16 protein-coding genes, 1 other RNA gene and 2 pseudogenes are annotated in these 23,328 nt (G+C 55.8%); 10 read left to right on the forward strand and 9 right to left on the reverse strand.

Annotated features, from left to right (window positions below; all coding sequences use genetic code 11):
- Positions 1–19 precede the first annotated feature (19 nt).
- Positions 20–1,540, reverse strand: a complete 1,521-nt coding sequence (locus PCOSP_RS03675; protein ID WP_464710355.1) for an ABC transporter substrate-binding protein — start codon at positions 1,538–1,540, stop codon at positions 20–22.
- Between the two features lie 185 nt (positions 1,541–1,725).
- Between PCOSP_RS03675 and PCOSP_RS03680 the strand changes: the two genes are divergently transcribed.
- Positions 1,726–2,643, forward strand: a complete 918-nt coding sequence (locus PCOSP_RS03680; protein ID WP_464711864.1) for a LysR substrate-binding domain-containing protein — start codon at positions 1,726–1,728, stop codon at positions 2,641–2,643.
- A 405-nt stretch (positions 2,644–3,048) separates the two neighbouring features.
- Here PCOSP_RS03680 and PCOSP_RS03685 read toward each other — a convergent pair whose 3' ends face one another.
- On the reverse strand, positions 3,049–3,849 hold the full coding sequence (locus PCOSP_RS03685; protein ID WP_464710357.1) for an SMI1/KNR4 family protein: 801 nt from the start codon (positions 3,847–3,849) through the stop codon (positions 3,049–3,051).
- Between the two features lie 421 nt (positions 3,850–4,270).
- Here PCOSP_RS03685 and PCOSP_RS03690 point away from each other — a divergent pair, with 421 nt between their 5' ends.
- The 4 genes from PCOSP_RS03690 (at position 4,271) to PCOSP_RS03705 (ending at position 8,732) form a co-directional block, all read left to right on the forward strand.
- Positions 4,271–4,732, forward strand: a complete 462-nt coding sequence (locus tag PCOSP_RS03690) for a hypothetical protein (RefSeq protein ID WP_464710358.1) — start codon at positions 4,271–4,273, stop codon at positions 4,730–4,732.
- Entirely contained in the window at positions 4,725–5,090 is a 366-nt protein-coding gene (locus PCOSP_RS03695; protein ID WP_464710359.1) for a hypothetical protein, read from the forward strand. Before PCOSP_RS03690 ends, PCOSP_RS03695 begins: the two co-directional genes overlap by 8 nt.
- A 35-nt stretch (positions 5,091–5,125) precedes the next feature.
- On the forward strand, positions 5,126–7,093 hold the full coding sequence (locus PCOSP_RS03700; protein ID WP_464710361.1) for a hypothetical protein: 1,968 nt from the start codon (positions 5,126–5,128) through the stop codon (positions 7,091–7,093).
- A 547-nt stretch (positions 7,094–7,640) separates the two neighbouring features.
- Positions 7,641–8,732 carry an HNH endonuclease gene (locus PCOSP_RS03705; protein ID WP_464710362.1) on the forward strand — a complete coding sequence of 364 codons (1,092 nt, stop codon included), beginning with the start codon at positions 7,641–7,643 and terminating at the stop codon, positions 8,730–8,732.
- Positions 8,733–8,863: 131 nt separating this feature from the next.
- Here PCOSP_RS03705 and PCOSP_RS03710 read toward each other — a convergent pair.
- Positions 8,864–9,293: pseudogene (locus tag PCOSP_RS03710) on the reverse strand (tyrosine-type recombinase/integrase); the annotation flags it as partial.
- Between the two features lie 1,246 nt (positions 9,294–10,539).
- Here PCOSP_RS03710 and PCOSP_RS03715 point away from each other — a divergent pair.
- Genes PCOSP_RS03715 through PCOSP_RS03735 form a run of 5 tightly spaced genes read left to right on the forward strand, consistent with a single transcriptional unit; the run spans position 10,540 to position 17,674 of the window.
- The gene (locus PCOSP_RS03715) at positions 10,540–12,237 is read left to right on the forward strand and encodes a type I restriction-modification system subunit M (protein ID WP_464710363.1); all 1,698 of its coding nucleotides are present in this window, start codon (positions 10,540–10,542) and stop codon (positions 12,235–12,237) included.
- Entirely contained in the window at positions 12,227–13,513 is a 1,287-nt protein-coding gene (locus PCOSP_RS03720) for a restriction endonuclease subunit S (RefSeq protein WP_464710364.1), read from the forward strand. The genes PCOSP_RS03715 and PCOSP_RS03720 overlap by 11 nt, the downstream gene beginning before the upstream one ends.
- A complete protein-coding gene (locus tag PCOSP_RS03725) occupies positions 13,510–14,580 on the forward strand; it encodes an SIR2 family NAD-dependent protein deacylase (RefSeq protein ID WP_464710366.1) in 1,071 nt (356 codons plus the stop codon). Before PCOSP_RS03720 ends, PCOSP_RS03725 begins: the two co-directional genes overlap by 4 nt.
- A complete protein-coding gene (locus tag PCOSP_RS03730; RefSeq protein WP_464710367.1) occupies positions 14,577–17,084 on the forward strand; it encodes a type I restriction endonuclease subunit R in 2,508 nt (835 codons plus the stop codon). Before PCOSP_RS03725 ends, PCOSP_RS03730 begins: the two co-directional genes overlap by 4 nt.
- Before the next feature lie 38 nt (positions 17,085–17,122).
- Positions 17,123–17,674: a DUF3387 domain-containing protein gene (locus PCOSP_RS03735; protein ID WP_464710369.1), complete on the forward strand. Its 552-nt coding sequence runs from the start codon at positions 17,123–17,125 to the stop codon at positions 17,672–17,674.
- A 196-nt stretch (positions 17,675–17,870) separates the two neighbouring features.
- Here the strand turns inward: PCOSP_RS03735 and PCOSP_RS03740 are convergent, their stop codons facing one another.
- The 6 genes and pseudogenes from PCOSP_RS03740 to PCOSP_RS03765 all read right to left on the reverse strand — a co-directional run bounded on the left by PCOSP_RS03740 (position 17,871) and on the right by PCOSP_RS03765 (position 23,313).
- Entirely contained in the window at positions 17,871–18,806 is a 936-nt protein-coding gene (locus tag PCOSP_RS03740; RefSeq protein WP_464710370.1) for a restriction endonuclease, read from the reverse strand.
- A gap of 105 nt (positions 18,807–18,911) precedes the next feature.
- The gene (locus PCOSP_RS03745; protein WP_103308917.1) at positions 18,912–19,178 is read right to left on the reverse strand and encodes a hypothetical protein; all 267 of its coding nucleotides are present in this window, start codon (positions 19,176–19,178) and stop codon (positions 18,912–18,914) included.
- Positions 19,175–20,154 (reverse strand): annotated as a pseudogene (locus tag PCOSP_RS03750) (integrase domain-containing protein). The gene PCOSP_RS03745 and the pseudogene PCOSP_RS03750 overlap by 4 nt, the downstream one beginning before the upstream one ends.
- 948 nt (positions 20,155–21,102) lie before the next feature.
- Positions 21,103–22,359: an integrase domain-containing protein gene (locus tag PCOSP_RS03755; RefSeq protein WP_464710371.1), complete on the reverse strand. Its 1,257-nt coding sequence runs from the start codon at positions 22,357–22,359 to the stop codon at positions 21,103–21,105.
- 187 nt (positions 22,360–22,546) lie between these two features.
- Positions 22,547–22,939: a transfer-messenger RNA gene (gene ssrA, locus PCOSP_RS03760) on the reverse strand.
- Between the two features lie 95 nt (positions 22,940–23,034).
- Positions 23,035–23,313: a hypothetical protein gene (locus tag PCOSP_RS03765; RefSeq protein ID WP_464710373.1), complete on the reverse strand. Its 279-nt coding sequence runs from the start codon at positions 23,311–23,313 to the stop codon at positions 23,035–23,037.
- Positions 23,314–23,328 lie beyond the last annotated feature (15 nt).

Below are 23,328 nucleotides of genomic sequence, written 5' to 3' on the forward strand. Positions count from 1 at the left end.
GCGTCACGGCACCTGTCGATTACTTCCAGCTGGACAGAACGAAACGCGGTAGCTCATCCGGGTAGGGCGTGAACGCCAGCTCGGAGGTATAGGCGTAGTTCATCGAGTAGTTGAACAGCGGCGCCCAATAGGCCTGCTCGCTGATGCGCTGCAACGCCTTGCGGTAGTTGTTCTTGCGCACTTGCGGATCGAGGGCGTTGTCGGCGGTCTGCAACCAGCCCTGGACCTGCGGATCCTTGATGTTGTCGTCCGGGTTGCCTTTGAACCAGGTCCCAGCCGACGCCGAGGTGTCGAGAATCGAGAACGAACCCCAGGCCTGGAACGACATCGGTATCTTGCCGCCACGTTGCTGATCGCGCAGGGCTGCGTATTTCAGGTAGCGCAGCTTGGCGTTGATGCCCACGGCGCGCAGGTTGCCGATGATCGCCTCTACGTAATCACGGTCGCGGTAAGCGAAGATTTCTGTCTCGAAGCCATTCGGATAACCGGCTTCAGCGAGCAGCGCCTTGGCCTTGGCCGGGTCATAGTTGTAGACCGTGGCCGCCGTGGTGTCGCAACCGAATTGCCCCGGATAGCAGGCGACCTGCAAGGGTTTGGCTTCGCCGCCCACCAGCTGCGAGGCCAGTGCCTCGCGGTTGATGGCGTGGTTGATGGCCTGACGCACCTTAAGGTTTTTCATCGGTGAGTTTTCAGTCGAAGTGCCACGAGCATCGAGGATCAGGAAACCGATGCGCATGGTTTCGCCGCTGGTCACGGTCAGGTTCGGCATGCTCTTGAGGTTGACTGCCTGGTCCGGGGCGACGCGCCAGGTCCAGTCGACACCGCCGGTCATCAGCTCGGCCAGACGGGTTTCTGCGTCCGGGATAACCCGAAACGTGAGATGCGCGATGTGCGGTTGGCCCTGTGGGCTGTCCTTGAAGTAGTCCTTATTGAGCGCCATGGTCACGCCTTCGCCCGCCACGACTGACACCGCTTTATAGGGACCGGTGCCAATCGGCTTACGACTGAATTCAGCCAGGCCGACTTTTTCGAAATACGTTTTGGGGTACATCGGTACGGCGTTGGACAGGTATTCCAGTGCCGCAGGAAACGCTTTTTTCAAATGAAGGCGGACGCTGTAGTCACCGGTTTTTTCAGCGCTGCTGATCCAGTCGACGTTTTGCACGGTAACGACTTTCGCTTCGGGCGACACCACGTAGTTGAGGGTGAACACCACGTCGTCGGCGCTGAAGGCGTCGCCGTTGTGAAATTTGACGCCTTTGCGCAGCTCAAAGTCGATGGTGGTGTCGTCGACCTGTTTCCAGCTGGTGGCCAGCATGGGTTTGTAGTCGCCGCTTTTGGGATCGCGGTAGATCAGGTTGTCCCAGATCAGCCGCCCGAGAATCACCCCTTCGCGCAAATCGTTGTGATAGGGGCTGATGTTTTCAGGCTCGCTGTCGGAAGCGTAAACCAGGGTGTCGTTGGCTTTACCGGCATGAGCCGGAAAACTGCTGATGAGGCCCATCAGCGCAAAACTGCAGGCGAAACCTTTGATGCCCATGCCGTCGTCTCCGTTGGCGAGAGTGGTTGAATCAAAGGGCAGCGAATCGCAAACGCGCAAAGGAGGATGAAGCGGTCAGGCAATGTTTTCTTGGTCTGGACACGAATGTAGGGAAAGGGTATCAATGCCGCAAGTTCAATATTGCGATACTTCCTTTGCCGAAAAGGCAACCCTTGGAGGCTCCTATGCAGCTGCATGGCGTGCAGTCCACGGCACTGCGCTACTTTCTTGAAGTGGCGCGATGCGGATCCATCAGCGAAGCCTCAATGCGGCTGAATGTTGCAGCATCAGCGGTAAGCCGACAGATCTCCAAGCTTGAACTGGCCCTGGACGCCAGCCTGTTCGAGCGTCGTGCCCGAGGCATGGTGCTCAGCGAAGCGGGGGTGCGATTGGCGGCCTATGCGCGCAAGTCGCAACTTGAGGCCGAGCAGGTGGTGCTGGAAATTACCGAGCTGCATGGCCTGCAACGGGGACACGTGCATGTCGCCTGCTCGGAAGGTTTCGCACTGGAATACATGCCCAGGAGCATCAGCGCGTTCAGACGTGAGTATCAGGGCATTCATTTCACGCTGGAGGTCTGCGCGCCTGCCGAGGCAACCGAGAAGGTTCGCTCCGGGGAAGCCGACCTGGCGATGACCTTCAGCCTGTCGCCGCAAAAGGAAGTCAAAGTCGAGCATTTCCTCAGCGGGGCCATTTTTGCCGTGGTCTCCAACTCACATCCCCTGGCCGGACGCGAAGCGGTCAGCCTCGCCGAACTGCAACCCTGGCCCATAGCGTTACCAAAGGCCGATACCACGATACGGCAACTGTTCGACATCTGTTGCGGTGTACAGGGGTTGTTGTTCGACCCGGTCCTGACCACTAACTACGTTGCCGCGCTCTATAGCTTCGTCCGCGAAGAAGGCGTGATCAGCCTGGCCAGCGAGATGACGTTGCAGAAACAAGTAGCGGACAAGCAGTTGCGATGCTTGCCGATCCTTGATGAGGGCATGCAGGCACGGCGTATTGAACTGCAGAGCATGGCTGGACGGAATTTACCTACGGCGGTTTCTGCGTTTAGGGATTTTTTGATTGGTGAGTTGGTTAGGGGGATGCGGGGGTGAAAAGAGCAGCATCGAGCAATTGACTCTGACACGGAGCCGACGGCCGTCACCATCGGCGAGGACGTAATCTTTGTCTCTCGGTTTGATCGCCTTGAGATGCCGGTTGGAGAGGTGGCTGGTTTGAGCGTATATGAGAAGTACGCCATGACACTTTTTTAGTATTCCCAAGATCAACCTTGGGTAGCCCTAATTCCTCGTGTTTACTGGGTTTTAGGCATGAACAAGACGTTCATGGAGGCCTTTTTTTTGTTGAGTTGGAGAAAACCTAGTTTCATGTATCTGCAGTCTAAGGCCTGCCTCACGGCACTTGAATAATACATTCTGAGCAAGTAGGCCGCCGTTACGCAAACCACTAACCAAACGCTGTAGAACGGCTCAATTTTTTCCCGTCGGCCTTAGAGTCGATCAATGCAACACGCGGGTTAGGTTGGTTATGGCGAGAAAAATCGTTGGCCCATCTGGCGGGGATGGCGCTCGATAGCAACCCAGCGCATTTAAGTGATGAACCGCGAATGCAGCTAGCTCCCAAGCCATGGCCTCGCCCTCAAGGGTGAATGCCTGGTCGAAGGCAAAGAGGTCGACTCCGGTGATAGCTTGTAAGTCCTTGAGGGGGAGGGCTTTCTGACGAAGTTCGGCAGGCACCGTGGGGTTAGTCCAGGCCCACATCCAACTTGAATGCTTCGGTGCGAAAGAACCAATGCTAATTACTTGCGCCTCGACTGTCAGTTGGTCATGTTCATCGAAGAATTGGATGGTCGCGGTCTCCTGATCGAGCCACCATCTTCCCATATCGCCCAACGAGTAATCTCGACTGAGGTTCTCCTGCTTTATCTTGAGCGCAGCCATGGCCGTTTCCAGCAATGTTTCAAATTTATCCTCTGAAGCTCGTTCTTCCTTGCCAATCAGTGAGACAAACTCCGCAAAGCTCCCCGCAATGCATTTTACTGATCCGTCAGGGTCTATCCCGTCAAAGTACACAATGGGCCATGGCGCAGAAGCACCTCGAAGATCAAAAGCAAAGAGTTCTCCAGCACCATTGCCACCGAACACGAACAGGCCCGGCGCCATTTGCTTATACAATGCAATCATCTTCGGGTCTGACGCAGTCTCTGCGGAGTCGAGAACGAAATACACTGGATCGACAGGTAAAGGCCCTTCTCCACCGTTGCTAGCGCTAAGTAGCTGATAGTACTCATCAGGAAGCATTGGCGGCGCTACTGCCTTAAGCCCGCCTAAGGTGGTGCTGGTAGCGCCAGGCAATTGATCCCACTTTCCATGAATTAGCAATTTTCTACTCCGTTCGGTCGAGCACTACGCTGGGTGGGTAGCGGTGGAGTTTGTGATCGAAGTAGGAAGATTTCAAGCTCAGCCAATCCCCCTCTGGCTCTGCAGATATTCACGAGGTCGTTCTGGCCGACTTCTGCCGTTACACTCGCTTCGTCTCACAAAAAAATCGGTCAACGGCAGACATTTAGGCGGAGTATTTTTTCTCAGTTGTCTACTTGGTCTGGCGAGTGAGCCTGGCCCATCGTCTGCGGTGGACAGCTGGGGCAGCATTCCGACCAGCACCAATCCACTTGAGTTGAACGGTGGCATAATTCCCGCCTGGCATCGAGAGGCAGCACAAGTGCAGAAGATTGACGACCTGATCCAAGAAAAGCTTCGGAACTGGCAAATTCGTCGTTTGGAGGTCAAGGATCGGATGCAGTCACATCCAGAGAAGACCTTGGAGTTGTCGAGGGTGTTGGACCTCATGGATGAGGAGCATGCTGCCATTCTTAGTGGATCGGCAGTTGATCTGACGCGTGACACACGCCTGCCTAGTTCGATTTCTGATCGACCAACTGGTGTCAAGCATTCGTCTCGTCCGGATAACGATACATTTGAGCTGCAATTGCATATCGCGGCTTCGAATCCTGATGATCTGCGCAAGCTGCTGGAAATGGCCGTTTATGAACTACAGAGACAGATTGATACGCAAGGAGTCGTGGCGGCAGCTGAATGCAACACGCATCCCGGTGGCATGTCAGGGACGTTAGGGTCGTATCACTACGAGCTGAGTTGCAAGGACGGCATAAAACATGACTGACTCAATCGAGACAAAGGTGATGCAGTGGATGGAGCCAGAAACGTTGGCGGAACATTTGATACCGTTGCTTGAGCGGTACGACGTTAAAAACCGTGGACATGGAGTCATCTACGTCGACCATGAGCAATACAACATCCGCACTGCCCATATGATCGTCACGGAATTGAGCGTCAGCTTAGGTGTGTCGGCTCAATTGGTTCGCACCCGGTTGGTCGAGTTAGGGTTGCTCAATGACGTCCGCAGTATCCTGCCCATACAAAATGAAGTCGCGCGCATCGTTGACCGAATTCCGTTTCGGACGGACGACGCATCAGATGAAGAGCACTGGGAATTGGATGAAGACTATCCCGATGCTTGACCCCAAAACCTATTTCCCCCTAGCTGCGAGGTTGTATGCACCCGGAGCACTTTGATTTATCTAGCTCCGCCTTCTTGCCCATCACTGATGAGACCTGCGCGCTGCTACTAGGAACTGATGGTGCTACAGCGCTGGTCTCTTTGTCAGACTCTGAGCTTGCAGCGGTGTTGGTGATCCAGAGTTTGGCCCAAGCTGCGGAAAAAGACCTCACCTCTGACGCCATCGAAAGGGTCCTTGCCAGGCTCATTGCCTGGTCCGTGGATGGCCAGCATTCGCCAGAAGTAGGGCTATTGTCCGAGGCGCAGCGGCTGTTCGACCCGCGCAAGTTGTACTTCGGCCTCAAGGTCATTAAAAGCTTGAAGATGGGCTTGTTGCTAGCCGATGAAGTGGCGGCGCGGGATTACCTACTGCCTAGTGGCAAATGGGATGTCGATTACAAGGTCCGCCGCCGTCTGAATAATAACCCGTTCAGTGAGCAGATGGTCACGCCCAAGCGAGAACGGTGGCTGACTGCGGCGCAGGATAAGCTCGTTAGAACCTTTCGCGCCAATCTTGACGAACACTTGCATGTCCAGGGTTATGCAGGGATAGGCAAAAGTCATCTATTAGGCGCCTTGATAGAGCATTTGCGACCTGGCACGAGTTTGCTTCTGGCGCGCACTGAGGGAAAGCTCGCAACGCTCCGACAGCGTATGGGAGCGAACGGCAACAAAAAGCCAGGCCTGACGTTTGAAGACTTTGCCCGAGCGCTGTTGCGTGTACCAGTGCTTCATCAGGGAGCGGCTTCAGCCAAAATACCTCAAGTGCCGAGCCGGGAGGCAGTAGCGCAGGAGCTGGGTGTCCCAGGTTTTCGAGGGTACGACCCGCAGGCGACGTTAAATATCTGCCTCAAGGTGCTTGAGAGCTATTGCCGATCCTGGGACTACAGCCTGTCGGCGAAACACTTACCGTACTTTAAACAAGCGTTATCCGACGTAGACAACAAGGTATTGTTGGAGTATTCGAGCCGTCTGTGGACGTATCTGGACCGCAATCTAACATGGGGCAGGCAGACTGGGTTCGAGACATTGCTGCTGATCAAGCGCGCCAGTCTGGCGGGGTGTGTAGTGCCTGCTCGGTATACCCATGTCTTGATTGACGAGAGCCAGGATATTCCGGAGTCATTGTTGCAGATCATCGAGCGTGGACGTCAGGTGCTGATTACTCTGGGTGATGAGTACCAGCAAGCGAGTGGACCGGTAATCAAGCGACAACGTGAGGTCCGGCAGCGTGATGTCAATTATTCCGTTCGTTCGGGGCGTAATATTGAGCGACTGGTCAATCCGCTGATTTACGTCCACTCGCAGAAGGGTAAGGTGCCGTTTGAGGGCGCTCGCGATGCTGGTGTGAGCATTGAGCACTACCCAAAGGAGTTCCTGCCGCCTGAGGGCTGCGTGGTGCTGACCGCGTCACACTGGGACACCATGAAGTGGGCGATCCAGATGCGTGATGCCAATTACAGCCTACAGTTTTCTACCTCCGAGGCTCAACGAGATTTCCTGCATTTCATGACAACGGCCATCGCATTATTCAAATCGGGCTACTACGGTTTCGAAAAGGGCGGCAATGGCGCTCACTCGGACTTAAATGAAATGTCCGATTGGCAGCAGGTGCGTGACGCCTACCGTTTCGATGGGTCGTTTCGATGGGTAGAGGCGGAGCTGGAAAAAGGCTTCAACGTTGCCGATATGACCCACTTAAGCCTTAGCATTGGGCAATCCGCCAAAGGTTGCACGATGATGCAGGCGCAACATGCGGGAGGGATGGAGTTTGACTGCGTACTGCTGACGCCTGAGCTGCTCACTACTGAGAGGTTCAAGGATGTGCATGCGTTCGATCAGCGGGTTTGTACCATTTATATCGCGATTTCTCGGGCGAAAATGCAGCTATACGTGCCATACGATGTGGTCGAGTGGATCGAGTTTCATAAGTATCAGGGTTACCGGGAGTCACTAGGCTGCTGATTGCTGGATTCAAAGATCACATTGTAGCTACGTGTGGTACAGACTAAGAAAAAGGGGACAGATTTATCTTTTCAGATAATAAATCTGTCCCCTTTTTTCCTTTTTTCCCGGGCGCGAATCGCACTTGGGCTGAACCACCGTTTGAACGGCGTGACCTCGAAGGTTCGGGCCACCTGGGTGCTGCCAACAGCAGCGCTTTGAAACTTCGTTCTAGCGCTCGGATATCGCTGGGTCAATCGTGGGTCAGCGTTGTGGATAATGCTAATTTGAGAAGCTGGAACAAGTTGGAAGTGATGGCATCCAGTAGCCGAGTGACCGTTTGTCGTCTTTGTGAAGTGAGCCCCCGAGCATGGAAATGCAGAGCCTTCCCATGCTCGGGGGCTTGGCCGGTAAAGCTTGAGAAAGGTACCGACGCAAGTCAAATGGCCACGATCGAGCATTAGTACTCAAAGATAGTGGCTTTTGGCCCTGTTACGTGTTGAAACCCTTTTGTACTTTGGCGACGATAGGATTTTCCTACAGCGCTCGACGACAAAGGCCAGGACTTGTGGCGATAAAAGCGGTTTCGAAGGAACGAATAGGCAAAGCTTTGCTGGAATTTGACAGTAAATACCGAAGTAAGCGCGAGTGGCAGGGTTGGGAAAATAACCTGGCCCACCGTTACGCCATTCACGCCGGAGGTGAGCTGTATCCTGCTAAGAAAATCGTCTCCCTGGCTACCGGCATTGCCGTAGGTGAATTCTCCGGTGGGCGTCCTACCAACAGTTACCTAGAGAAGCGAGGCTTCATCATTGTTGAGCTACCGCGAGGGGAGGGTGAACCCGCGTTGCAGTTCACGCGGGGAGCTGTATACGACCGTAAAACCGAGATCAACGGGCCGTTCGGCGGAAGCCTGCAGAGCGGCATTGCCGCGTCGGCTACCTACCCTGCAATTTTTTTGTTTACAGGCGATAGCGGCGAACAATACGGGTATGCCGACCATTGGGAGGAAGGCGCCTACTTTTACACCGGTGAAGGGCAACGCGGGGCAATGACCTTGACCCGCGGTAACCGAGCCATTGCTGAACATTCCGAGGATGGCCGCGCACTGTACTTGTTTAAGTCCCTCGGGAAAGGGAATGGTAACGCCTACGTGGGCGAGTTTTCATGCGCCGACATGTTTACGCGAACCCAGCCGGATGTGGATGGACAGGATCGTGCGGCGCTTGTTTTTCGGTTAGTGCCTGTAGGTATTCCTAGTGGGATCATGGAGGCTGAAGTAGAGGACGAGGCTGACCTTCCCGGCTCTCTGGCTGCCGCACGTTTGGCTGCGTTGGCTGCATGTAAGCCAAGTAGCGCTGAGTTAGGCCAATCCGCGCCGCGTAAGATCTACCAGCGAAGCCGAAAGGTCGCCCACTATGTGCTAATGCGCGCCCAGGGGGCGTGCGAAAGCTGTGAGAAACCGGCGCCATTTATGAAAAAGGACGGCACGCCCTACTTAGAGCCGCATCATGTAAACCGGCTCTCGGATGGGGGGTTAGATCACCCACGTTATGTGGGGGCTGTTTGCCCAAGTTGCCATCGGGAGATTCATTCTGGGGTGCACGGAGCGTTGGTGAATGAGCGGCTGAAGCAACTGTTGGAAGCAATTGAAGGCTGATTGAGTCGTTGTGCCAAGCGAATTTGGCGACTGTCGCCGGATCAGTCGCCAAGTTGCGTACCGGGACTTACGCGAGTTGTCGCAGGTGTTGCCATGCGGGCCGTAAGGATGTTTGTAACGGCTGTTCCGGCCTAGCGTATTGGCACGACTTTCTGGTCCTAGCCACATTGATTGCAGTAGCCGACAGGCTGCCCATCGCTGCTTTGTTAATGTGCTCACTCCAGCAAGCCATCATCGGTCTCCGGCGTTCGATGTATTCCGCTCGGTTGTAGGCACTTCGGACTTCGTCCTTGTCGACATGCGCCAGCGCGACCTCGATCAGTTCCGGATCCCAGCCATGCTCATTCAGGATGGTGCTCGCCATCGAGCGCAAGCCGTGGTTGACTAGACGGTCCGGAAAGCCCATGCGCTTCAACGCGATGTTGGCGGTCTGGCTATTGTATGGGGGCGGGGATTTCTATCTGAAGGGAACACGTACTCTCTGTTACCACTGAGTTGCTTGAGCGTCTCCAGTAACTAAAGTGCCTGATCGGTAAGGGGGATTGTGTGCGGGCGACGCTTTATCGCTGAGGACGAAGTCTTTACCAGTTGCCTTGAGCTGGCGATCGGAGAGGCGGGTTGCGTTAGTAGGCATGGGAACTACTTTCAGCACCGTTTTGGTATCCTGAAAATAGCATTTGGTAGCCCGGGATAGCACCTGGGATACCAAGCGCCTGGAACTCAGAAATCCTCCAAAGCCCTAAAAAGCGCTGAAAGCCCCGTATTTACTGGGTTTCAGGCACAAAAAAAGACGCCCGTGGACGTCTTTAGAGCCGGGGTAATTTGAAACAAGTCGGTATCTATCTGTTTTTTCTAATTAATAGCTTTTTGGTCAACTTGCTTGGAATACCAGTTGGAACGCAGCTTGGTCTGGATTTCGACGGACCCGTGCTTTTTCAGCTCCGCCGCCTATAACGAATCGGAGCCGAATCTCTCAAGCAGATGGTCGCACCGTTCATAGTTGCCCCTGGGCTCGCCGGTACGGGGGCTCCCAGCAACGATACCGTCATTTATTGCTGTTTTGGCTAAGCCGACTCTCGAAGTATTTCGCAGTCGCTTTATCGATGCCGTACAGATAGTAATCCTTCATTCCGCATTTCATAAGGGTTCGGTATGTATTTTTGATGATCAGATCTGTCTAATTTTCCGCGAGGTGGGTTGCTCTTTCATCATTCTTCCCAGCCGCGAATCGCGTTCATCCGAGGATGTCATTACCTTACCGTCACGTATGACTTGGTCTGGCCCGATGATCACCCACGAGTGAAATCGCTCCATCCTTTGTAGAGCTTAATGTGTAAGCTAACCAGATATGCGCAGATTTCCGCAACGAGATTGAACGCGAGCGCGGTCCGCTCGAAAAATCGCTGGTCCTAGGTCGTTTAGAACCCTAGGCGCCGAGCAGGCATTGCATCCTAGCTGCCGTGCTCGGCTTCTTTGAGGAAGTCGAGCAGATCTATGTCGACTAGAGGCGGCCTGCTTGCATCTTGTCACGCTATTCCCTCGCTGAGTGGTTGCGCTACCCCGGTGTAGATACGGTTGACCCTCAGCCAAAATGACACGTCTGCGCTCCGCAGGTTATGCTCGCCGCTGATTCAATTTACAGCGTTTGGCCGGGCGATCCTAATGACTCAAGTCGATCACTTGGATCACTTCAGGCAGCTTCAAGCAATGCTCTGGCATTCCCTTGGCCAAGCTTTAGATTTTCAGCGCAGTACTCAAGACAGTTGAGCGGATGCTGCGCTATGAAAGACACCGAAACGGAGCACTGATGGCGAGTACTGAAGCAAACGCTAGCGACCTGAACTACGCAGATACGCTCTGGAAGGCTGCTGACTCCCTACGCGGGCAGGTCGATGCAGCAGAATATAAGCACATCGTATTGGGCTTGCTTTTCCTCAAGTACATCTCGGATAGCTTCGAGAACCGTCGTGACGAACTACGATCAGAACTTACGAACGACGGCATCAAGGGCGAGCAGCTCGAACGGCTACTTGAGTCTCGCGATGAATACACTGCGGAGCGCGTGTTTTGGGTGCCGCCCGAATCGCGTTGGTCGAACCTGCAGAGCCAGGCGACGCGTCCCGACATCGCCACGCTGATCGATGATGCGATCCTCGCGGTTGAACGTGATAACGCAAATCTCAAGGGCAAGCTGCCCCGCGACTACGCCCGTCGGGGCCTCGACCCGGTCAAGTTGAAAGGACTAACCGATTTAATCGCCGGTATCGGCTTCAAGGGTAGTCGCGGCCAGGCTCGCGATACGCTTGGTCGCGTCTACGAATATTTTCTAGGCAAGTTCGCTGCCGCAGAGGGCAAACTGGGTGGCGAGTTCTATACGCCACGGAGTGTAGTACGCGTGCTAGTCGAGATGCTGGAGCCCTACGAGGGCCGCATCTACGACCCCGCTTGTGGCAGCGGCGGCATGTTCGTTCAATCGGAAAAATTTGTTGAGGCGCATGGTGGACAACGTACCGACGTCTCGATTTTCGGACAGGAGAGCAACCCCACTACGTGGCGCCTGGCACACATGAACCTTGCCATTCACGGCATTGAGGCCAAGTTAGGCGATCAGCCTGCCGACACGTTCCTGCGCGACCAGCACCCCGACCTCATGGCCGACTTCGTACTCGCGAACCCGCCGTTCAACGTGAGCAATTGGTCCGGTCAACTGCTGCGTGGCGACAAGCGATGGGCCTACGGTGACCCGCCCGTCGGCAATGCCAACTACGCCTGGATTCAGCATTTCATCCACCACCTTGCCTACCCCAAGGACAAAGGCGGCGGTATGGCAGGATTCGTGATGGCCAACGGTAGCCTATCGAGCAACACTGGCGGGGAGGGCGACATTCGCCGCAAGATCATCGAGGCAGATCTCGTCGACTGCATCGTCGCATTGCCAGCACAGCTCTTTTTCACTACCGGTATTCCGGTATGCCTGTGGTTTCTAACCCGCGACAAGACCGGTCGTAACATCCGCAGCGGGACACCCAATCGCCCCAGTGGCCGCGCCCGAGAAACGCTCTTTATCGACGCCCGCAAGCTCGGATCTATGCAGACGCGAGTACTACGTGTGCTCTCCGGGGTTGAGGAGACCGAGTGCGTCCCGGGAACGGGCGACCCCCTGCCGTCATCCGACGTTGGCCGTATCGTTTACGCTTACCGCCGCTGGCGCGGAGAGCCCATTCCTGAATGGTGGAACAAAGAAGAGCATGGCCCTTGGGCGTTCGAGCCCACTCCCGGCTTTGCCAAGTCCGTAATGATTGAGGAGATTGCCAAACACGGCCACGTCCTCACACCAGGCCGCTATGTCGGCGCGGAAGATCAGGCCGACGACGCCGAGCCGTTCGCCGAGAAGTATCCCCGTCTGGTAGCAGAGTTGGAAGAGCAGCTGGCAGAGGGCGAGCGGCTTGGTCAACTAATTAGGGAGCAACTTGCGTTTGTTGGTGGAAGCAGTGATGACAAATGACGCAGCCTTGAGTGATCTGTGCGAGTTGATCGTTGACTGCCCTCATTCGACGCCGAAATGGACAGATTCAGGATTTCTTGTGCTTCGCAGTTCCAACATCCGCGGCGGCCGCCTAGATTTGTCCAATCGCAGCTACACCGACGAGGCGCACTACAAACAGCGAAGCCGAAGGGCGGAACTGCGTGCTGGCGATCTCGTAATTACTCGCGAGGCGCCGATGGGGGAGGTGTGTATGATCCCGCTGGACCTTCGTTGCTGCCTCGGTCAGCGTATGGTGTTGCTGCGACCAGATCCCCAAAAATGCGACGGTCGATTCCTTCTCTACGCGATTCAATCACCGATCGTGCAAAACCAGATTTCTTGGAGCGAAGGAACCGGATCAACGGTTAGCAACCTTCGGATTCCTCATTTAGAGGCACTGCGCATTCCTACACCCACGTTGACGGAGCAACGTGTAATAGCCGGCGTTCTGGGTGCTTTGGACGAAAAGATCGAGCAAAACCGTCGGATGGCTCAAACGTTAGAAAAGCTCGCACGCGCGACGTTCAAGGCCTGGTTCATGGAGTTCGAGCCGGTTAAAGCTAAAGCCGATGGGCATACTAGCTTCCCCGGTATGTCCGACTCGACCTTCGCGGCACTACCCGACCGTCTGATGGACTCGCCTCTAGGGCCTGTACCGCAGGGGTGGACGGTGCGGTCACTTAATGAAGTTGCCGACATTAATCCACCTCGACGCTTGTCGAAGGGGCAAGACGCCCCGTATCTCGATATGAAGAACATGCCAACCGATGGCCACGCGCCTGATGCATGGGAGAGGCGGGCACATGGCTCCGGCATGCGATTCATCAACGGTGACACGCTCGTCGCTCGAATCACGCCGTGCTTGGAGAATGGAAAGACTGCGTATGTAGACTTCCTGAGCGACGGCGAGGTAGCTTGGGGCTCGACCGAGTACATCGTGCTTCGGCCGAAGGCGCCGCTGCCAGGAGTCTATGCATACTGCCTTGCCCGTACGCCAGAGTTCCGCGATTTCGCCATTCAGAATATGACCGGTACGAGTGGCCGTCAGCGGGTTTCCGCATCAGCCTTGAACCACTACCACGTTGCCGTCCCGGACTCGGTGACCGCCGCTGCTTTCGGCGACGTCATTCTTCCGCTGTTCCAATGCATTAGAGCTTGTAAGGCCGAATCATCGAAGCTCGGGATGCTGCGTGATTACCTCCTGCCTCGGCTATTGTCTGGATCACTTCACGTAGAATCGAAGGGGGCTGCATGAAGGCGATTTATGCCCTCTTTGAGGATGAACTTACGGCGAGTATCAATACCGATGGAAATATCGAATTTCCTTTTGGCGGGACGCCTCTGACGCCGGTTGCTGCTCTTGGGTCGGACACCACAGCCTATCAGACAGAGTTCCGCGCGTGGCTAAGTGACGTTTGGCTAGAGGACCACCGGAGCCGGCTTGACCGGCTTCTTAAGCTGCATGGCAACAGCGGAAGATTCCACTCACTTGTCGATGCCTTCCGAACTGATCATGTCATTCCCGCAGTTGGATCTGGATTGTCGAAGGCATCTGGGTTTCCACTTTGGCGAGACTTTATTCATCAGCTTCGCAGCTTCACCGAAGTCTCCGAGGATGATATCAATGCCATGCTCGACGCTGGTCAATATGAGGAGGCTGTAGATCGGATCGCGGCAGAAGCCGGGCGCCACTTATTTGATGAGAGGATCGAGCAATCGCTGCGAGTGATTGATCCGAGCAGCATTGATGGTCCAATCCGTCTATTGCCGGCGCTGTTCCCCAGACTTGCGCTTAGCACAAATCTTGACGACGTACTTGAGCACGCCTACGCGGCTGTCGATCAGCGTTTCGATGAGGTTCTCATCGGTCCTCGGATTGAGCATTATCGAAAACTAGCAACTTCCAACAAGCGATTGTTGTTGAAAATCCACGGCGATTGTCGCGAAGCAGAAGGCAGAGTTCTTGGCGTCGTGGAATACGACACTGCATATGCGACAAACGCACCGACACGAGAGTCTCTTGCTCTTATCTGCCGCTCTCACGTTCTCCTCTGGATGGGGTGCAGTCTCGGTGTTGATCGGACTGTCGCTTTGATGAAAGACGTAGTGGCGGGTGATGCTGCCGCGCCGAGGCACTACGCTTTCCTTAGACTCCCGAAAGACGACGCTTACCGTGTCAGTCGCGAAAAATTGCTCGCCGAACGTAAGGTTTTCCCTATTTGGTATGACGATTTGGAAGACGAGGATCTTTCGATCCTGTCCTTACTCGTTGGTTTGCTAGACAAGGGTGGGAAAATCGCTCAACTGGGAGGTGGAAATTGAGTAACGGCGTGCTTTCTGAAGCGGTTGTAGAGCAGCTAGCAATCAAAGCCCTCTTAAGCGTCGGTTTCAAGTCAGGTGAGGCTACCGAAGTTGCAGCCGATCATACTTGGCAAGGTTTTTTCAGCCCATTTATCGAACAGCGATTGTATTCCTCAATCGAACATCTGAACGAAGCAATGCCGACGGCAGCCGTCGCCGATGCGATTCGATCTGTGCGATCGCTCCCTTTCGTTTCATTGATTGCAAACAACCGTCACTTCCACGACTTGCTTACTAGCGGAGTGTCGGTCGAATACAAAGACACTGCCAGCGGCGAAATGCGAGGCGGACGGGCCCGGTTGATTGATTTCGACTGCCCCGCTAACAACGACTTCCTTGTCGTACGGCAACTCACAGTAGCTGGAGTAAACGGAAAAAATATTCGACCGGACTTGGTGCTATATGTCAACGGCTTGCCGCTAGTCGTAATTGAGTTAAAAGACCCTTCAAACAAGGCGGCCACGCTGGATGTCGCGATCGAGCAGCTAGGTCGATACAAGACCATCGCGCCTGACTTGTTCGTACCAAACCTACTGCTGGTTGTCAGCGACGGATTGCTGACACGGGTGGGCAGCATCACCAGCGGCCGGCAACGATTCACTCCGTGGCGGCCTGCGAGTGGTGGCGAACCAACCCTGGAGGCATTGATCCGCGAATTGTTAAACCCCGTCGCGCTGCTGGACTATCTGCGTTCGTGTGTGGTCTTCGAGGAAGACGAGCGGGGGAACATTGTCAAGAAGGTGGCGGGATATCACCAGTTCCGCGCGGTGCGCAATGCCCGCGCGAGCGTGATTGGCGCGATCAAGGCGCCGGAGCGAATTAGCAATGAGGCGGCTGGGAAGGGTGGCGTGGTCTGGCACACACAGGGCAGTGGAAAGAGCCTGACTATGCTGATGCTAGCGGGCACGCTGGTGCGCGCTGCTGAGATGGTCAACCCGACGTTAGTGATCGTCACTGATCGCAACGATCTGGACGACCAGCTCTTCGACACCTTCGCGATGGGCCGCTCACTACTGCGCCAGGACCCAGTGCAGGCAGACAGCCGCGAGCACCTGCGGCTTTTGCTTGATCGAGCAAGCGGAGGAGTGGTGTTCACGACGATCCACAAGTTCACCGAGGTTCACGGCACTATCAGCGAGCGAGCAAATGTGGTCGTGATGGCGGACGAAGCGCACCGTAGCCAGTATGGATTTGTCGAAGGCGGGGCGCGATGGATGCGTGAGGCACTGCCGAATGCATCGTTCGTCGGGTTCACCGGCACGCCCTTAACTGCTGGTGACCGCGTCACTCGTAATGTGTTTGGCGAGTACACAGACGTGTACGACATCCGCCAGGCAGTAGCAGATGGCGCCACGGTACCCATCTACTACGAGTCGTGTATTGTGAAGCTCTCGATTGACGCGGAGGGCGCGCGACAGGCAGAGGTAAAATTAGCGAAGTACGCGACGAGTGACGAGAGCGGGCAGGAGACACCGGAGAATATTCGTATCCCTCTTGAGGAGTTATACGGTACGCCAGAGCGACTGAAACGCTTGGCGAAGTTCGTAGTGGAGCATTGGGAAGAGCGCCGAGCAGCAATGGAAGGCAAAGCCATGCTCGTGACCATGAGCCGTGACATCGCTTCACGGCTGTATGACGAGATTTGCAGGCTGCGTCCAGCGTTGCACGACGATGATGACGCTAAGGGGGTTGTAAAAGTCATTATGACCGGCGGCCCGGACGATCCCGACCACATGGCAAGGCACGCGCGTACTAAGGCACAGCGTAAGTCATTGGCTGACAGGTTCAAGGACCCGGCTGATGACTTCCGACTGGCGATCGTCGTGGACATGTGGCTCACGGGATTCGATGTCCCCAGTGCGCACACGATGTATCTGGATAAACCGCTGGCCGGACACAATCTGATGCAGGCCATTGCGCGGGTGAACCGCGTGTACGGCGAAAAGCCCGGTGGGTTGATCGTTGATCTGATTGGGCTGGCAGATCCGTTGGCTGATGCACTGGCAACGTATGCAAGCGCTACGGGTGAGAAAGACAGGCCGGTCAAAGGATTACAGGATCAAGCGATTCCTGCCTTGCAATCGGCATTCGAGCAACTGCGCAGTTTCTTTCACGACTTCAACTATGCGGTGGCGCTAGAGATTGATCCATCAAAGGTGTTGCGGGTTTATCTGGGTGCTATCGACTACGTGCTTGACGTGAAACACACAGTGGGCGACGAAACAGGATGGCAGCGCTTCGGCGGCATGGTTAAGCGGCTGGCAACGGCTTTCGCTTTGACGGTGCCGCGTGAGGAAGCGCGGGACATTGCCCCGCATCTTGCATTCTTCCAGCGTGTGGCCGCGATGATTCGTAAGCGGCTCGCCGATGAGCACAGTCCAGCAGAGCGTCGAAGCTATCGCTCCTCCGACATCGACGCTGCGGTGCGACAAGTCATCGGGGGGCGGTGGATGCAGGAGAGGTAATCGACCTGTTCGCCGCCGCCGGTCTTGACGCGGCTCGATTGGACATTCTCAGCGATGAGTTTTTGGAGCGGGTATCTGCACTAGATCAGAAGAATCTGGCCTTGGAGACGTTGCGTAAGTTGTTGTCTGATCAGATCAAACTCAGCGAGCGATCAAATCTCGTGCAGGCGCAGAAGTTTCGCGACGCATTGGAAATCGCGATACGCGGCTACACGAACAAGCAGATCAGCACAGCTCAAATGATTGCGCAGTTGCTGGAATTGGCGAAGTGGGTGCGTGAGGCGAAGCAGTATGGGCAAGACCTCGGGCTAAGCGATGAGGAAACTGCGTTTTACGATGCCTTGACGGAGAACGGTTCGGCCAAGGAGGTCATGAAGTCCGACCAGCTTCGCTTGATGGCTCGCGAGCTGGCGGAAATGGTCAAGAAGATGCCCAGGCTTGACTGGAGCCAGCGAGAGAGTGTGCGGGCAGATCTGCGACGCAAGGTGCGTCGATTGCTGGCGATGTATGGATACCCGCCTGACCTGTCCGAAGAAGCTACGCAGCTTGTCTTACGCCAAGCCGAGTTGTCGACAGAGAACTCGGAATAGCGGAATGGAGTACCTGGCGCTGGGGGGCCTAACAACAGCATACAGCCGGTGGCACTGATGCTGAACGTTAGTGTCCTCCACGCTGCTTTACCGTCACGTCGGCGTTTTAGTATCAGGTTTGTCCGCGAGAGCGTACTCATGCTGAGATAGATATACGCACAAGCGTTATCTTGGGAGGGGGCTGTCAAGCGCCGGCTCACCCGAGCGAGTCATCGAAGTAATCGCTATCGAGCCTCGGCACTTTGTAAAGCTGCGAGCTGATACCCACCTCATGGTCAAGCATCAGGTTTACCAGGCGTTTACCGTCGACCAATACCATACCCTCGACCGAACGCGCGAAGTCAACGGCTTGGGCGGTGAAGCCGGAGGTGGTGATGAATACTCCGCGTTTGGCTTTCTGCCCGGCCAAGGCGCCATAAAATGCTTGTAGGTCGGGACGCCCTACAGTGTTCTGCCAGCGCTTGGCCTGCACGTAAACCTTTTCCAGCCCTAGTGCGTCCAGCGAGATCACGCCGTCGATGCCGCCGTCGCCACTGCCGCCGACTTGTTGCAGCGCCTGCCGGTTCGCGCCGTAGCCCAGGCTGTGCAGTACGTCGAGTACGATGTGCTCGAAGCGCGTCGGGCTGGCTTGCAGCAAGTTGTCCAGCAGGTCACCCGCGACGCTGGTGCGCAGCTCGAGAATGGCTTGGTTTAGGCGCTCCTGCGGGCTGCTAGTGGCGAGGTCCGTCTTGGTAATAGGCTCTGACGTATCGCTGCTTTCATCCAGTGAGGCGGCATCCGGTGCTGTCTTCAGCTTCACGCTCATGAAGTTCACAGCTAAGTGTTCGACTTGCTCTGGGCTCAACGGGGTCGGGTTGGCCTGGGCGAATGCACGCCCGGTGTTGGTCAGTTGCCAGTAGCCACGCTTGGCGCTGCTGGAGTAGCCAGCACGCTTTAGCCGATCATGCGCCCAGCCTGATCGATTCTTGTAGGTGGCCTGGCCACTTGCAATGGTCTCCTGCCGCTGTGACTCGCTCAGGCCAAGCGTCATGGCGGCGGCTTCGTGAGCTTCGCTCGCGGTGGAACCCTCAGGATGTATGGCGAGAAAACGCAGGATGGGCTCTATGAACTGATCGTAGGTCGGAACTGACATGGCTCTTTCTATTCCTAATAAGAGGCTTAGTCCAACGTAGTTGCTCAGCGACTACGCTTTGTCTTAGTGAGCCAATTGCTGATCTCAACGCGCTGCATACTATATTCATACCCATGATTTTTCTAAGCGACGAGCGAGCAGTCGCAGGGTTAGGAGATAGTAATACCGCGTTGCATTGCTACGTCGGGCTAGACGCTTTTCGAGGAACCAAATCACATGCTTCCGCTGCCAAGTCCAAGGTGTTTCTCGCTGCCAGCGTTCTGCAATCTCAGCCTGGATGATTTTCGCCTGTCGTACATGGCGTTGTCGAGTTGCGTGTGAGCCCGTCAACACCGCAGACAAGAACAACTCCATGTCGAATGACTTGCTCATGCGCGCTCTCCAATGTAGGCAGCGACCACGTCGATCCGCCCGTGCCCCAGCTCATAGCTGATTTGCCTCCGGGCCTCACGATCAAGGTTCCTATCTACCTGGCAACACTTACCGCCGTTGATAGGCGCGCGATGCCGGGTAATTTGCTCATAGCGCTCACATGCGTACGCCGCTCGTAGCTCATGGAAGCCTTTGAGGTTGAGTGCATGCAGGATGTCTCGCGCAGGGCGGATGATTTCTTGTAGAAACTTCAAGTAGCTTTCGTGCGGCACAATCATGTTGCTGCTTCTCGCTGGCGACACTTGTCGCGCAAGCCCAAGTGCCTCGCGAACATGGTCGTCCACTGCAATCCATCGTGGCGCCGAGGCTCCGGCACGGCCACCTTTGGTGCCGTCCTGGATATTGATCTTTCCGAAGTCTTTAGCTTCACGACTTAGCCGCGGCAGGTCAGCCAAGATGGCCTCACGCAAGCGCATACCGGTGGTTCGCGCCAACAGAATGATCGCGGCGGCTCGTAGCTGATGATGGCGGCAAAGCGCATCGACGATCTGCTTCACCTGTTCGCGGTCTTGGCCCTGCGGCACCGACTGGCGAATCCCAGTGCGCTGCATACCCAACGCCTTGCTCGGACTTGGTAACTTCACGTACTGATCACCGCGAAGCGCCGCCATGGTCCTGTTAAGCTGGATAGCCGGTTTTGTGCGGTGCTGACAGCGAGCTCACCGCGCCTAACCACGTCGCTCAGATACGCCGCATAGTCGGCCAACACCTTTCGATCAATCTGCCGCGCATCATTAATGCCAGGCCCCTGTTCGGAGCGGCACCACTTCACGAATGCCTGCCACCGATCACTGTGCGCTCTGACCGTGCCGTAGTGGCCTCCGCCGAACATGTCTTTCAGCGCTTGCGGCCCTGCGTAGCTCAACTGTCTGCCGTAGTCGAAATTGCGACCATCCCGTCTACCCACCAATGCCATATCGGCCACCTCATTTGCCGTTCTCCGATCCTCGCCCCACGTCATCCCGCCAAGAATGCTGAGTGTTATCAGGGATCAAGGCCCCTGCGACCTGTGGGGAATATCCTCTTCGCGGGACTGGCGGCTCCTTACGACCGGGAGCAAGGGCATCTCATGATCTAGCCTCCTTAACACCGTTGCCGGTGGGCGGGTGGAGGCAGCGCTGGCTGACTAAACCAGCGCCTGAAGATCCTGAGCCGGGTGAACGCAGCAATGCGATGACCGGGGCATGCCTGACTGTCAGTCAGGTGCAGTCCATTCCTTGGTCTGCGGCACCATCATCTACATGGCTGTTGCTGGTGACATCGGCGTTTGTCACGCCGATTGTCACGAGTGGAGTTGCCGCAAAGCCAAATGCGATGAGGGCTGCAGCAGTGCTAGAAGCGCCCGTCTCTTTCCAGGAGAAAGAGACGGGCGCAGGTTGGCGCAAGATTCGGCCAAGCGGATAGGTTGCTGCAGGGCAGCGAAGTAGGAGGTGTTGTCTGGCGCACAAGGGCCAAGATGTGAAGTAGGCATCCATCACTGGGGAGGTGACCGGGCGAGCTGCCGGATGCTATTCGCCATTTGGGGGAACCACCGCGAGAGCGGCGTGACCTTCAAGGTTCGGGTCACCTGGGTTGCTGTCATCGACAGCGCTTGCACGGCCAGTTCTACGCTTGTGGATAAACACGGTCAAGGTTCGAAATTCAGCGCCACTTTGGACTTGAAGAACGGTTATCCACCGGTGGAATTCCGTGGTAAATCCTGGACATCGTTTTGGCTTTTAGCTTTTCAAAGTGAGGTCCTTCCAAACAGGGCGGCTTTGCAGCCCTGTTTGGAAGGACCCGTGCTTAAAAGCGGATAAGCGAGGCTGCTTGCCCCGAATCTTGAACGTTCAGTCGTTGCTGCAGTTCTTGCGCGTGTACAGCGCTAGCGGATCGGCACCACGTTCTTGTCTCTGACTTGGCCATATGCTGAGGCGAGCAGGCTGCCGGTGGCGGCTTTCTGGATGTACTCACTCCACCAGGCCATCATCGGGCGTCGACGCTCGATGTAGTTGGCGCGGTTGTAGGCGCTGCGCACCTCATCCTTGTCGACATGCGCCAGGGCGACCTCAATGAGTTCCGGGTCCCACCCATGTTCATTCAAGATGGTACTGGCCATCGAGCGCATGCCGTGGCTGACCAAGCGATCCTGAAAAACCATGCATTTCAACGCCATGTTGGCGGTCTGGCTATTGGCGTGGGTGCGTGGATTTCTATCGGCCGGGAAGACGTATTCGCGATGGCCGCTGTGAGTCTTCAGTGATTCCAGCAATGCGACAGCGTGATCACTCAACGGGATGCTGTGTGGGAGGCGCTTCTTCATCCGCTCTGGTGGTATGGTCCAGACACGCCTTTCAAAGTCGATGTCTGCCCAGCGAGTGGTCGCCGCTTCTGCCGGGCGAGTCATGGTATGCAACTGCCATTCGATCAGGCCGCGGGTCGTGCGTTTGATGCTGGCGTTCGCGATCTCCAGCATGAGCTCCGGGAGCTCTTCGGGCGGAAGCGCTGCCATGTTTTCTTTCTTGGGCTTCTTGAATACTGCCCTGATACCGCTGAGCGGGTTGGCGAAGATTAAGCCGGAGTTGACGTCGTAGGTCATGATCTCGTTTAGCCGCTGGCTAAGACGCTTGACCGTCTCCAAGCTGCCTTTCGCTTCGATTGGACGAAGCAATGCGATCACCATCGGCGCGGTGATCTTCGCCAGGGATGTCGTCTTCAAATCGGGGAACACGTGCAGCGTGAGCGACCGCCAGATGTCCTCGGCATAGGCCGGGGTGACCGAGTCTTTCTTGAGCTCGAACCACGCGGTGGCCACGTTCTCGAAGGTGTATTCCGTTTCTGCGCGCTTGGCTTCATTCAACGTATTGCGCTGCACCTTCGGATCGATGCCTTGGGCGAGCAGCTCGCGCGCTTCGACTGCCTTCTTTCGTGCGTTCGCCAGTGACAGTTCGGGATAGGTTCCGAAGCCGATGTTGATGCGCTTCTTGGTCACCGGTTCGCGGTAGTTGAAATTCCACAGCAACGAGCCGTTGCTGCGTACTCGGAGCTGCAAACCGTCACCGTCAGTGAGGACGTAATCCTTGGACGCGGGTTTGACTCCCTTGAGCTGTCGATCGGAGAGGCGGGGGTTTTGAGCAGGCATGAGATTGTCCTCAAGCACTGATTCGGTATTCCAAAGATAAGCGCCGGTTGAGCTGGAACACCGTCTGGAATACCTGAATGGCTGGAACTCAGAAACTCCAAAAAGACTACAAAAGTGCTGGAGGCCGCGTATTTACTGGATCGCAGGCACAAAAAAAGACGTCCGTGGACGTCTTTAGATGATGAAATGGTGGAGCCGGGGGATTTGAACCCCCGTCCGCCAGTACTCCGCTGTCGGTACTACATGCGTAGCCGTGTCTATTAAGTTAACCCTCAGCGACCCGACGGGCAGGGTGCTTTGGGCGAGTTGTGTAAGTTTTAGCCGCTTCGTCCACAACGTACTGCACGGCGATTCTGTTCTATATGACAATCACTTTGGGTTTACAGACATCCCCTGATGATTGCTGGACCCGAAGGTACCAGAAGGGAAGGGCTAAGGCTGCTTACGCAGCGAGAGCGTATTCCCCGTAGGTTTCGTCATTGGCAACTATAGGAAGTTGCAACAGTGGATTTACGAGTTCTGTTACCAACTCGGCATGCACCTAAAGTTTCGCAACCGGCGTCGAATCCTAAACGGCCCCGAACCTGTCACTCGGTGAAGCTGTTGGAGCGACAGGCATGTGCAGTGTACGCCAATACGTGGCTGAGGCCAACCCGGAGGTTGGCCTGGCTGTGATTACTGCTTCGGTTCGTTACGAAGTTTATCCACGTCAGACAGCGCTTGGGTGGCTTCGGTGACGCATTTCTTTTCATCGCCGGCAGCCTGGGCCGCTTTGGCGTCCGCTAGCTGCTGCTTGATGTCTACGGCGGTGCTTTCAGAGGTTGCCGGCAACGTGGTGACTTTATCCTGCAGCTCCTGAAGCTTGGCGGTGCACAGGTCGTTATCCGCTGCAAACACCGGAGAGGCCAACAGTGCAGCGGAAATGAACAAGCCAGCAAATGCGGTGTGCTTCATGTGTATCTCCTTGAA

The organism is Pseudomonas sp. MAFF 730105 (assembly GCF_055380705.1).

Excerpts from the sequence above, each read along its gene's own strand:
- PCOSP_RS03675 (WP_464710355.1), bottom strand. The coding sequence starts at position 1,540 with ATGGGCATCAAAGGTTTCGCCTGCAGTTTTGCGCTGATGGGCCTCATC.
- PCOSP_RS03680 (WP_464711864.1), top strand. The coding sequence starts at position 1,726 with ATGCAGCTGCATGGCGTGCAGTCCACGGCACTGCGCTACTTTCTTGAA.
- PCOSP_RS03685 (WP_464710357.1), bottom strand. The coding sequence starts at position 3,849 with ATGCTTCCTGATGAGTACTATCAGCTACTTAGCGCTAGCAACGGTGGA.
- PCOSP_RS03695 (WP_464710359.1), top strand. The coding sequence starts at position 4,725 with ATGACTGACTCAATCGAGACAAAGGTGATGCAGTGGATGGAGCCAGAA.
- PCOSP_RS03700 (WP_464710361.1), top strand. The coding sequence starts at position 5,126 with ATGCACCCGGAGCACTTTGATTTATCTAGCTCCGCCTTCTTGCCCATC.
- PCOSP_RS03715 (WP_464710363.1), top strand. The coding sequence starts at position 10,540 with ATGGCGAGTACTGAAGCAAACGCTAGCGACCTGAACTACGCAGATACG.
- PCOSP_RS03720 (WP_464710364.1), top strand. The coding sequence starts at position 12,227 with ATGACAAATGACGCAGCCTTGAGTGATCTGTGCGAGTTGATCGTTGAC.
- PCOSP_RS03725 (WP_464710366.1), top strand. The coding sequence starts at position 13,510 with ATGAAGGCGATTTATGCCCTCTTTGAGGATGAACTTACGGCGAGTATC.
- PCOSP_RS03740 (WP_464710370.1), bottom strand. The coding sequence starts at position 18,806 with ATGTCAGTTCCGACCTACGATCAGTTCATAGAGCCCATCCTGCGTTTT.
- PCOSP_RS03745 (WP_103308917.1), bottom strand. The coding sequence starts at position 19,178 with ATGAGCAAGTCATTCGACATGGAGTTGTTCTTGTCTGCGGTGTTGACG.
- PCOSP_RS03755 (WP_464710371.1), bottom strand. The coding sequence starts at position 22,359 with ATGCCTGCTCAAAACCCCCGCCTCTCCGATCGACAGCTCAAGGGAGTC.
- PCOSP_RS03765 (WP_464710373.1), bottom strand. The coding sequence starts at position 23,313 with ATGAAGCACACCGCATTTGCTGGCTTGTTCATTTCCGCTGCACTGTTG.